This window comes from Streptococcus sanguinis SK49 (assembly GCF_000212815.1).
GTDB lineage: Bacteria > Bacillota > Bacilli > Lactobacillales > Streptococcaceae > Streptococcus > Streptococcus sanguinis_C.
In genome coordinates this window covers 646,825-658,103 of record NZ_GL890985.1, presented here as the reverse complement: position 1 = coordinate 658,103, position 11,279 = coordinate 646,825, and the positions used below count along the sequence as shown (strand labels likewise).

Annotated in this window: 12 protein-coding genes; 2 read left to right on the top strand and 10 right to left on the bottom strand. The window is 42.6% G+C overall.

Annotation, left to right across the window (positions count from 1 at the left end; genetic code table 11):
* The 3 genes from hpf to HMPREF9380_RS07700 form a co-directional block, all read right to left on the bottom strand.
* Nucleotides 1-537, bottom strand: a 537-nt coding sequence (gene hpf / locus HMPREF9380_RS07690) for a ribosome hibernation-promoting factor, HPF/YfiA family (RefSeq protein WP_002932603.1), incomplete at its 3' end; no start/stop codon positions are given.
* An 81-nt stretch (nt 538-618) separates the two neighbouring features.
* Complete coding sequence (locus HMPREF9380_RS07695; protein ID WP_002932600.1) at nt 619-1,284, bottom strand: ComF family protein; 666 nt, start codon at nt 1,282-1,284, stop codon at nt 619-621.
* A complete protein-coding gene (locus HMPREF9380_RS07700) occupies nt 1,281-2,579 on the bottom strand; it encodes a DEAD/DEAH box helicase (RefSeq protein ID WP_002932594.1) in 1,299 nt (432 codons plus the stop codon). Before HMPREF9380_RS07700 ends, HMPREF9380_RS07695 begins: the two co-directional genes overlap by 4 nt.
* Before the next feature lie 55 nt (nt 2,580-2,634).
* Here HMPREF9380_RS07700 and HMPREF9380_RS07705 point away from each other — a divergent pair, with 55 nt between their 5' ends.
* Nucleotides 2,635-3,267 carry a YigZ family protein gene (locus tag HMPREF9380_RS07705; protein ID WP_002932592.1) on the top strand — a complete coding sequence of 211 codons (633 nt, stop codon included), beginning with the start codon at nt 2,635-2,637 and terminating at the stop codon, nt 3,265-3,267.
* A gap of 100 nt (nt 3,268-3,367) precedes the next feature.
* Complete coding sequence (cysK, locus tag HMPREF9380_RS07710) at nt 3,368-4,297, top strand: cysteine synthase A (protein WP_032907240.1); 930 nt, start codon at nt 3,368-3,370, stop codon at nt 4,295-4,297.
* A gap of 104 nt (nt 4,298-4,401) precedes the next feature.
* On the opposite strand, the gene HMPREF9380_RS07715 is transcribed toward cysK, so the two are convergent.
* The 7 genes from HMPREF9380_RS07715 to HMPREF9380_RS07745 all read right to left on the bottom strand — a co-directional run bounded on the left by HMPREF9380_RS07715 (nt 4,402) and on the right by HMPREF9380_RS07745 (nt 11,261).
* Entirely contained in the window at nt 4,402-4,764 is a 363-nt protein-coding gene (locus HMPREF9380_RS07715) for a S1 RNA-binding domain-containing protein (RefSeq protein ID WP_002901252.1), read from the bottom strand.
* On the bottom strand, nt 4,764-6,164 hold the full coding sequence (locus HMPREF9380_RS07720) for a bifunctional Cof-type HAD-IIB family hydrolase/peptidylprolyl isomerase (RefSeq protein ID WP_002932587.1): 1,401 nt from the start codon (nt 6,162-6,164) through the stop codon (nt 4,764-4,766). The genes HMPREF9380_RS07715 and HMPREF9380_RS07720 overlap by 1 nt, the downstream gene beginning before the upstream one ends.
* 39 nt (nt 6,165-6,203) lie before the next feature.
* Nucleotides 6,204-6,836, bottom strand: coding sequence for a response regulator transcription factor (locus tag HMPREF9380_RS07725; protein WP_002926512.1), 633 nt, complete (start codon nt 6,834-6,836; stop codon nt 6,204-6,206).
* Complete coding sequence (locus HMPREF9380_RS07730) at nt 6,814-7,833, bottom strand: envelope stress sensor histidine kinase LiaS (protein ID WP_002932586.1); 1,020 nt, start codon at nt 7,831-7,833, stop codon at nt 6,814-6,816. The genes HMPREF9380_RS07725 and HMPREF9380_RS07730 overlap by 23 nt, the downstream gene beginning before the upstream one ends.
* Complete coding sequence (gene liaF, locus HMPREF9380_RS07735; protein ID WP_002893496.1) at nt 7,830-8,525, bottom strand: cell wall-active antibiotics response protein LiaF; 696 nt, start codon at nt 8,523-8,525, stop codon at nt 7,830-7,832. The genes HMPREF9380_RS07730 and liaF overlap by 4 nt, the downstream gene beginning before the upstream one ends.
* Nucleotides 8,526-8,670: 145 nt before the next feature.
* Nucleotides 8,671-10,524: a Stk1 family PASTA domain-containing Ser/Thr kinase gene (gene pknB / locus HMPREF9380_RS07740; RefSeq protein WP_002932585.1), complete on the bottom strand. Its 1,854-nt coding sequence runs from the start codon at nt 10,522-10,524 to the stop codon at nt 8,671-8,673.
* Complete coding sequence (locus HMPREF9380_RS07745; protein ID WP_002893499.1) at nt 10,521-11,261, bottom strand: Stp1/IreP family PP2C-type Ser/Thr phosphatase; 741 nt, start codon at nt 11,259-11,261, stop codon at nt 10,521-10,523. Before HMPREF9380_RS07745 ends, pknB begins: the two co-directional genes overlap by 4 nt.
* Nucleotides 11,262-11,279: the final 18 nt, after the last annotated feature.

The window sequence follows — 11,279 nt, the reverse complement described above, 5'->3', positions numbered from 1 at the left end:
AACTTCTAACAGACCAATATCTCCATCCTCGCGACGGTATATAACATTCGTACTGCTGTCCTCAGCATCGGAATAGATAAAGAAATCATGTCCCAATAAATCCATTTGCAGAATCGCTTCTTCCAAGTCCATCGGCTTCAAATCAATATGTTTTGAACGGACAACTTTTGACGGAACTTCTTCTGCTTCTTCAGCAAAGGAATCTGTGAAAAGCTGACTTGTAGCAACTTTATTGCGATTCTTTCTTTCAATCTTGGTCTTATTTTTGCGGATTTGGCGCTCAATCTTATCTGTGACCAAATCAATTGATCCATACATGTCCTGAGAGATATCTTCTGCACGAAGAGTGATGGAGCCTAGCGGAATTGTCACTTCCACTTTCGCAGTCTTTTCACGGTATACCTTGAGATTCACACGCGCATCAAGTTCTTGCTCTGCTTGGAAATACTTCTCAATCTTCTCAAGTTTAGAAACTACGTAGTCACGGAGAGCATCTGTTACTTCTAGGTTTTCACCACGGATACTATATTTAAGCATATAAGTACCTTCTTTCTAAACATAAATGTTTTATTTATAATATCATTATAACGCTTTCATTCATTTTTTGCAAATTTTTTCTTATCTTGCGATTGAAAATGTCAAAATTTCTTTCACTCCTGCTTCCAGCAAGATTTGCTTGGCTAATTGCAAGGTTTTTCCAGTCGTATAGATATCATCAACCAGCAAAATTTTACCTGGCAAATCAACTCCATTCTTAATTTTAAAAGCCTGCTGCGTCTGCAGACGCTCCTCACGAGTTTTACTTGACTGTGCTAGGGTGTCTTTTTTCTCTAAGATATTTCTATATGACAAGTTTGCAGCATCTAAAATAACCTGCACTTGATTAAATCCTCTTTCTTGGAATTTTTCGATGCTGACTGGAATCGGAACAATAGCATGCTCCCTAAACAATTTGACTGCTTTTTTAGTTGCTTTTGCAAATACAAAACGCAGTGCATAGTCTCCCTGAAACTTGTATTGACTGAAATAATTCTTCATTGCTTCATTATAGGTAAATAGTGACTGATGCTGGACTTGATTGCCCTCTTTCTCCCATTTTTGGCAATCTGTACATAAATCTGATTTCCCATTGCGAAAACAGCGTGGGCAATGTTCTTCAGATATGCATTCAAAATTTTGATAACAAATGGAGCAGCAGCTTGGTCCTTCTTTTTTTAATAGAAAAAGCCGTAAAAAACTACCTTTCTCCTTAATTTGCTCCTTACATAAAAGACACTCTGTCATAATCCCGCCTCCTTATTCATATCCCTCATTTCTCGAATTGCCTTTTCCATAGCAAGGGTAGTCCCATCATGAAAAAATAGCAACTGTCCAGTCGGTCTATCCATACTACGGCCAACCCGGCCTGAAATCTGAACCAGAGCACTACGACTGAACAGGCGATGATTGGCTTCCAAGACAAAAACATCTACACCAGGAAAGGTTACCCCACGCTCTAAGATAGTCGTTGTCACCAAAATAGTAATCTCCTTGCGGCGAAACTGTTCGACAATCTCCAGACGATTTTCTGTTGTGGAGGCGACAAAAGCCAGCTTTTCATCAGGCAGAGCTATCTGCAAAGCATGAGCAAAATCCTCTCCTCTTTGAATTTCTGCAACAAATATCAAGAGAGGAAATTGAGTCTCCCTCTGTTTTTGTATATATTTTAAAAGTTTAGGTGCTATTTTCTTCTTCTGAAGATGTTTTTGAAAATCAGATAACCAAATTTTCTGAGGGATGGTCAAGGGATTACCATGAAATCTTCTGGGAAGACTCAGGCGTTTCAACTCACCTTTTTGAACTCTTTTATCCAATTCATCTGTGGAAGTGGCTGTCAGAAAAATGGTTGTAGCATCCTCTTTCACAGAACGCTCTACAGCGTGATACAGCATGGGATTATCCACATAAGGAAAAGCATCTACCTCGTCAACAATCAGCAAATCAAATGCTTGATAAAATTTCAAGAGCTGGTGAGTGGTAGCAATCACCAAGGAGCTGCGAAAATAAGCTTCTGACTCCCCATGCAGAAGGGCTATTTCACAAGAAAAATCTTCTTTAAGGCGCCGATAAAGCTCTAAACAAACATCAATCCGCGGGCTGGCCAAGCAAACAGCTCCTCCTCTATCAATAACCCTTGCAAGCACTTGGTAAATCATTTCTGTTTTTCCAGCGCCAGTAACAGCATGCACTAACGTATTCTGTCTTTTCTCTAGCGCATCAAGTAATCCTTTGGAAACCTTTCCTTGAAACTCTGTCAGTTGCCCCTGCCATTTAAGCACCTGATTCTTAGGAAAATCCTCTTGAGGAAAATAGTAAAGTTTTTGGTCACTCCGTACCCGGCCCAATATTAAGCATTCTCTGCAATAATAAGCTCCAACAGGTAGCTGATTTTCTCGTTCAATCAAGCTGTTGCAGCGTCCACATAGGAGCTTGCCTTTTTCTTCTCGGATACTGGGAATTGCTTTTGCTTGTGCTCGCAAGCTAGGCTCTAACTGACTTTCTGTAAATATCCGTCCTAAACAATCTTGTAACTCTAACATACTTATTTATTCGTAATTTTTTGGCAAAATTCATCTTTTCTTGTAAAATATAGTTATGGAATTTAAGACAATTAAAGAAGATGGCATGGTTCAAGAGGAAATTAAAAAATCCCGCTTTATCTGCCATGTAAAAAGAGTTTACTCTGAGGAAGAGGCTCGCGCTTTTATAGCTGCTATAAAAAAAGAACATTACAAGGCTACTCATAACTGCTCTGCTTTTATCATTGGAGAAAAGAGTGATATAAAGCGAACTAGCGATGATGGTGAGCCCAGCGGAACAGCCGGAGTTCCTATGCTGGGAGTCCTAGAAAAGCACAATTTGACCAATCTTTGCGTTGTGGTTACTCGCTATTTTGGCGGTATTAAACTCGGAGCCGGCGGTCTGATTCGAGCTTATGCCGGCAGTGTTGCTCTGGCTATTAAGGAGATTGGGCTGGTTGAGATAAAAGAACAGGCTGGCCTGCGCTTAAAACTGTCTTACAGCCAATATCAGGATTTTGCGAATTTTTTGAAGGCGGAAAATCTTGCTGAATACGATACTGAATTTACAGATACCGTCTCCACCCTTCTTTTCGTTGACAAAGGTGAAAGAGAACTGCTTAAAGACAAACTGACTGAGTTTTTTAAGGGCAAATTGGAGATGATGGATCAAGGACTGCGCCAAGTAGAAGTCCCCTTGATGTTTTGACATAAAGAAAAGCTATGGCTCTCATAGCTTTTTTATATTTTACAAAGCGCTTGTTTCATTTTATACTAATTCTATTAAATTATATTGAGGTATGTATCCTATGTCACGTATTTATCAAAACATTACAGAACTAATTGGGCAAACTCCCATCGTCAAATTAAACAACTTGGTTCCAGAAGGAGCTGCTGAGGTGTATGTGAAGTTAGAGGCTTTCAATCCTGGCTCTTCTGTTAAAGACCGAATTGCTCTCAGCATGATTGAGGCGGCTGAACGCGATGGCCTTATCCAGCCTGGCGATACTATCGTTGAAGCAACCAGCGGAAATACTGGCATTGGCCTTTCATGGGTTGGAGCAGCTAAAGGTTACAAGGTTGTCATTGTTATGCCAGAGACCATGAGTGTGGAGCGCCGCAAGATTATCCAAGCTTATGGTGCTGAGTTAGTCTTGACTCCAGGTAGCGAAGGAATGAAAGGCGCTATTGCAAAAGCACAAGAAATCGCACAAGAACGAAATGGCTGGCTGCCACTGCAATTTAATAATCCGGCCAATCCAGAGGTTCACGAACGAACTACAGGAGCAGAAATTATCGCTGCTTTCGGTGAAACCGGACTGGATGCCTTTGTAGGCGGTGTCGGAACTGGCGGAACTATTTCCGGTGTATCTCACGCTCTTAAAAAAGTTAATCCGGATATCCAAATCTACGCAGTTGAAGCAGACGAATCTGCTATCCTTTCTGGTGAGAAGCCAGGCCCTCACAAAATCCAAGGACTTTCAGCTGGATTCATTCCAGAGACCTTGGATACAGCAGCCTACAACGGTATTGTTCGTGTAACTTCTGATCAAGCACTGGAATTCGGACGTTATATTGGCGGTCAGGAAGGCTTCTTAGTGGGAATTTCATCTGCTGCTGCCATTTTCGCAGCTATTGAAGTAGCGAAAAAACTAGGAACTGGCAAAAAAGTCCTTGCTCTGGCACCTGATAACGGCGAACGCTACCTATCTACTGCTCTCTATGAATTTGATGCTTAGTTCTTTTGAAAAATATGTCCATTTCAACTTAGCAGTCGGATATGATTTGAATGGCAATTCTATCTAAGCAAAATATCCTGTTCTCTTATTGAACAGGATATTTTTTAAACTTTTTCTTCTTTTAAGAATTTTTTCGCCTCTTTGATCCAGATAGGCAGCTGTCTGCCTAAAGGCTCAAAACCAATTTTACAGCGGTCATTTGAAAAGCGGTGGCGTCTAGGGAGGCGGTGCTTTTCTTCTTCCAGGGTTCGCATGGACAGACTGGACTTCCCAGAAAATTCATCATAGTCCACAACCTGTACCAAGACTTGCTGGCCAATCTTTACACTATCATGGATATTTTCAATATAGCCCGGACGAATTTCTGAAATATGAATCAGGCCAATCGTTCCGTTTTCCAGTTCAACAAAAGCTCCATAAGGCTGAATCCCTGTGATTTTGCCTTTTAATTTATCACCGATTTTCATCAGTCTTCAACCTCAATCGTTTCAATCACAACATCTTCCACCGGCTTATCCATAGCCCCCGTCTCAACAGCTGCAATCTTGTCCAAAACGTGGTAGGACGCTTCATCAGCCAGCTGACCAAAGACAGTGTGGCGCCGATCCAAATGCGGTGTTCCTCCCTGACTGGCATAGACTTCAGCGATAGCTTCAGGCCAGCCGCCGCGGCTCAATTCCTTAGCTGAATAAGGAAGATTTTTATTTTGAACAATGAAAAATTGACTGCCATTAGTATTCGGTCCAGCGTTTGCCATGGAAAGAGCCCCTCGAATATTGTACAATTCTGGTGAAAACTCATCTTCAAATTTCTCACCATAGATAGACTGACCGCCCATACCGGTACCAGTAGGATCACCACCCTGAATCATAAAGTCCTGAATAATGCGGTGGAAAATCACACCGTCATAATATCCATCTTTAGCAAGGGCAATAAAGTTAGCGACTGTTTTTGGTGCCTGTTCTGGAAACAGCTGAACTTTCATGTCACCATGATTAGTCTTGATAGTCGCTTTTGGACCTTCTGCTGCTGCAAGTTCTACTTGTGGAAAATATAATTCTTTTTCTACCATACCTAACTCCTCTAAGGCGGCAAAGATACCGTCTTCTTCTACTGTTTTTGTAATATAATCTGCTCTTTTTCGCAGTTCTTCATGGGAAACGCCCATGGCAATGCCAATTCCTGCATAGTCAAACAATTCCAGATCATTGAGTCCGTCGCCAAAAACCATGACATTTTCAGGTTTCAAGCCCAGATGCTCGACAACCTTGGAAACTCCGGCTGCCTTGGAACCTTCTGTCGGCACGACATCTGACGAATGAGGATGCCAGCGAACCAAACGCAGATGCTCCGCTAACGCCTCTGGCAACTGCAGGCCATCTCCTCTATCCTCAAAAGTCCAAAGCTGATAAATATCCTTGTCTAAATGAAAGTCTGGATTTACAGGCAAATCTGGATAAACCACATCAATGGCCTCTGAAATCAGAGAATTTCGATTGGACAAGGCTGCTCCATGGCTGCCGACCAAACCATATTCAATTCCTTCCTCCCGAGCCCAAGCAATATAGGATGTCACTCTATCAGCAGGGATAACCGTCCGAGAAATCACCTTCCCTTTGCTGCCTTCGACATAGGCTCCGTTCAAGGTAACGAAAAAGTCTGGCTGCAAAGCTCTCAGTTCCGGCACGACACCAAACATTCCTCGTCCAGATGCAATACCCGTCAAAATCCCTTTGTCTTTCAACTGCTTGAAAACTGTCTGAATAGAATCTGGGATAAAGCCCGTATCCTTGACTCGCAGGGTATCATCTATATCGAAAAAGACAATTTTTATCTTTTTGGCCTTATACTTTAATTTTGCGTCCATATCTACCCTTGTCCAATCTTAATCTTTTCTATTATACCATTAAAAGTCTTCTTGTGGGACAAGATGGTGCTGAAAAGCATAAACAACTGCCTGAGTGCGGTCGCTCACCTCCAATTTGGACAGGATATTGGAGACATGAGTCTTGACCGTTTTGAGGGAAATGAAGAGCTCATCCGCAATCCGTTGATTTTCATAACCCTTGGCCAAAAGCCCTAAAATATCACGCTCACGAGCTGTCAAATCCTCGTGGAGCTCGATATGGTTACGATGATACTCCACTTTCTTGCTGACCTCTGTTTCAATGGCAAATTCTCCCTTGGCCACTTTTTTGACGGCACGGAGAATTTCTTCAGCGCTGGAAGTCTTAAGCATATATCCATGAGCGCCTGCATCCAGAACAGGATAAATTTTTTCATTATCCAAATAAGAAGTCAAAATCAGAATCTTTGCTTCCGGCCACTCTTTTAAAATGGCCAGTGTCGCTTCAATCCCATTCATCTCAGGCATGACAATATCCATGATAATCACATCCGGACGACTTGCCAAAGCCTGCTCAACTCCTTCTTTACCATTGACTGCTTCAGATACTTCTGCTATATCATCTTGCAGTTCCAGGTAACTTTTCAATCCCAATCTGACCATCTGGTGGTCATCCACTAACAATATCTTCATGATTTTCTCCTTCTAGTAAAGGTATCGTGATTTCAATAGAAAGACCTTTTCTGGGGGCTGTCAAAAGCTTAAAAGTGCCCGCCATATCCCGCACACGGTCTTCCATATTTTTCAAGCCGTAGCTGAGTTCATCCTGGGCCAGCGGATCAAAACCGACGCCATTATCAGATACCTTAATTTTAAGCTCATTAGGCGCCTGATAGAGATAAATATCCAGCCGACTGGCCTGGGCATGCCGCAGTGTGTTGTTGATAATTTCCTGCATAATCCTGAAGACATGCTCCTCCATCTGTTTGGGTAAATGCCCAACCTGATGATTGAAGTGAACATCAATGTCGCTTTTATCAGTTAGCTCCTTGATAATCACATCCATGCCTTCTACCAGAGTTTTATTTTCCAACTCTGTAGGTCGCAGGTGGAGCAGGAGAATCCGCAAATCCTTCTGGGCTGTGTCCAGAATATCTGCAATCCCCTTGAGCTGCTTTTGCAATTTTTCTCCATCAAGCCGTTCTACATTTCCAGCTACTCCTGAAAGAATCATATTAGCTGCAAATAATTCCTGACTGACAGTATCGTGCAAATCACGCGCAATCCGCCGCCGTTCTTTTTCGATAATTTTTTCTTCTGTCTGCAGGGATTGATTTTCAGACTTCTGGAGGTTCTCTGTCAGACGGTGCAGCCTTCTCTCGAGCTGATGCAGAGAGCTATCCAACTCGGGTTGGTCTGTCGGCTCCAGCCTCCGTCCATCCAGCAAATGCCGAAGATTTTTTTGAACATGAGCTACCGATAGAAATTGGATTAAGAGGGCCGCAATCACAATCAGAATAGTCAGTGATAAACCGATAATTACAACAAAGAAAACAAAAGACTGCAACAACTCCAAATCATCAAAGAGTTCCTGCCAAGTAAAATCAAAAATATTGAAAATATAATGGAAGATGATAAATAAGATAAAGAAAGTATAGAGGAGAATGAGAAAATAATTTGATTTTTTCACTTTCTGACAACCTCCACATTTCCTAAGAAACTAACGAGGACAATCTTCACTGTCTTATTGGCCCGTTTATAGTCTGGTGTTGTCAACGAAATGGTTTCATTGCGTAGCTTGCGGGATGGATGATGCAGAAAGTTCAACTCCCCGTAAAGAGTATTGATTTGCAGCTGAATTTCCACATCCAGCGGCACAATAATCTTGGTATCGCCAAAACCTTTTCGAATGACAATGACGTTATCATGGTTGACCAAAATTACGTCTTCCAAATGAATGGTGTCTTTCCCAACAATGCGCAAGAGATTGATGTCGTGGAATTGGCAGCTGTCCTTAGAAAAATGCTGCAGGTCCCCCAACCAGCGATTCTTTTCACTCTGAATTTCCACATCTTCTTCGTAAACGAGATGGGTTTCTTGATTTTCCTTATAGATATAAGGGTAGGCCACAATCATCCCATAAACCAGCGCGAATAAAAGGGCAGCAATGACGTAGGGATTGAGCATAATAATGAAAAACAGCATAATCATGGAAGCGACTAGCAGAAAATTCCCTTTTTGCTTGCCGAAATAATAATAGAGCAGCAGCAAAAAAAGGACCAATATAATGACAACTCGTGAAAAATCAGCTGCCAACATGGTCACCAATGCCATGGATAATAAGACTGTTTCAACAAAGACAAATAATTGAACCTTCCACATAGCCGTTTCCTTTCTCTACCTTCCTATTTTAACAAAATTAGGCCAAAAATCCTCCGTCCAAGGCATGAAATGGGGAAATTTGTCCAGCAAAAAAGAAAAAACCATCCGTTTTAAGCTAAAAAACTTAAAATGGACGGTTTATTAATCAACTATCAGATGAGCTAGAACTTGTTCCATGTCCACTATCTTCAGACGATGAGCTGCTCTTTGAGCTACTGCTAGACGATGATGATGACGAACTAGATGACGATGGTGTTGTTGCTTCTGTCACGTAAAGAGTGATTTTTTCATTAGACTTGAGATCGATTGTCTGACCTGCTGCTGGTGACTGGGAAGTTACCAAGTCTGCCTGAGTCGAAGTGACCGAACGGTCAACAACTCGTTCAATTCGAGAAGAAGAAATTCCCATTTGGATCAAGTAAGACCGTGCATTAGCGTAGGTGTACTGCATGCTGCCAAAGTCAGGCATGGACACACTAGTTACTTCTTTGGCCACTGTCAGCTTAATCTTATGATTAGAAGTCAAATCATAGGTCGAACCAGCTGCCGGTGACTGGCGAATGACCTGACCTGGCTCGTACTCGTCCGATTCTTCCTCAACAATCTCAATCAATTTTTCAGAAACATTATAGTTTGTTTTCAGATTTTCAACCACGGCTGATTTTGCTTGACCGACATAATCTTCCATCACAAAGGTTTTCGGTCCCTTGGAAATAATCAGGTCAATCTTGCTGCCTTCGCGACGCTGACTATTAGCCTGTGGATCAGTTTTAATGACTTTGCCAGATTCGACATTGTCGCTGTATTCTTCCTTTTCGTCTCCGACAACCAGCTTCTTAGCTTCAATAGCGGAGCGAGCCTCTGCTACAGTCTGACCAGAAACATCTGGCACGCTGGTATTGGATGGACTATTATAAAGGAGGACAACAAAAGCCGCCAAAACCAATAGGACTGCAAAGAAAAGTACTTTGTAACGCGTTCTCAAACGACGTTTCTTTGGAACTTTCTTAACCGCATCAGCTGTCTCTTCCTTAACTTCATCCGCTTCCGTTTTAGCCGGAGTTGGCTTAACAGGTGGAACTGCTGGCTGCGGTACAGGTGAGATTTTTGGCAAGGTCTTGGTGTCTGCTTTCGCAACATCATCAAAGACTAATTTCTTTTCATTGCGGCGCTCGTAGGATAAGCTGCTAGACAAGTCAACATACATCTCTGCAACCGACTGATAGCGATCCGTCAGTTTTTTGGCTGTTGCCTTAATGACAACATTTTCCAATGCCTGAGGCACATTAGGATTTTCAGAAATGATGGATGGCAGCGGCTTTTGGAAATGCTGCAGGGCAATCGTAACGGCACTATCCCCATCATAAGGGATATGACCAGTCAGCATTTCATAAAAAATAATCCCCATCGCATAAATATCACTCTGAACAGTTGCTTTAGAGCCACGTGCCTGCTCAGGCGATAGATAATGAACCGAGCCCAGCATAGAGTTAGTCTGAGTCAGACTAGTCTCTGCAAAGGCAACCGCAATGCCAAAGTCTGTTACCTTGGCATTGCCATCTGGGGTTAAGAGGACATTTTGTGGTTTCAGGTCACGATGGACAATGCCGCGTGTATGCGCCAAGCGCATCGCCAGCAAGATTTGTCCCATGATTCTGACTGCTTCTTCATTTGAAATCGGAGAATTCTCTTTGATATAGCGCTTGAGGTCGAGACCTGCCACGTATTCCATAGCCAGATACTGCTGGCCATCTTCTTCCCCAATATCAGTAATCCGAACGATGTGCGGATGGTCCAAGTCAGCCATCGCCTTGGCTTCCCGCTGGAAACGCGCGACAGCGATAGGATCTGTCTGGTAATTGGTCCTAAGAACCTTTACCGCAACTTCCTCACCATCCAAAATCAAGTCCTTGGCCAAATAGACATCTGCCATGCCTCCGCGGCCAATCTGCTTGATGATTTTATATCGCCCGGCAAAGATTTTGCCGATTTGAATCATGCCTTATCCTCCTTGTCAAAGCGAACCAGAGCAACTGTGATGTTATCCAGTCCTCCAGCATTGTTGGCAAAGCGAATTAAAGTTTCTGTTTTTTCAGACAGGCTGATATCGCTGGTGACAATGTCACAAATTTCACTGTCTGAAATCATATTGGTCAGACCGTCACTGTTGAGCAGAAGATAGTCACCATCCTCCAAAGTGATCATGCCATAGTCAGGCTGCACTTCGTCTTTTTGACCAATAGACTGGGTAATGATATTCTTCTGCGGATGACGCTCCGCTTCTTCTGGAGTAATCTGTCCAGCTTTCAACAAAGCATTAACAAGCGAGTGATCATTAGTCAGCTGGCGGTATTCATCACCGCGAATCAAGCCAATGCGAGAATCGCCGATATGTGCATAGATGGCTTGATTATCAATGATAGCCAAGGCTTCCAAAGTCGTTCCCATACCCTTGTATTCTTCATCTTGACCAAATTGATGAATGCGCTGATTTTCCTCTTCCAAGTGCTCCGCAAACCATTCACGTACTTGATTCACCGAATCAATCTGTGTATCAACCCAGGCAGCTCCTAAGTCTGTCACAGCCATTTCGCTGGCAATGTTTCCAGCTCTGTGACCGCCCATACCATCTGCCAAGATGATAAGGGTCTTGCCCGCCCGATTCACAAAAAGATTAGCATAATCTTGGTTATTTGTACGCTTTTGACCAACATCTGTTAATAATGAAATTTCCATACTGTCAGTTTCCTCCTC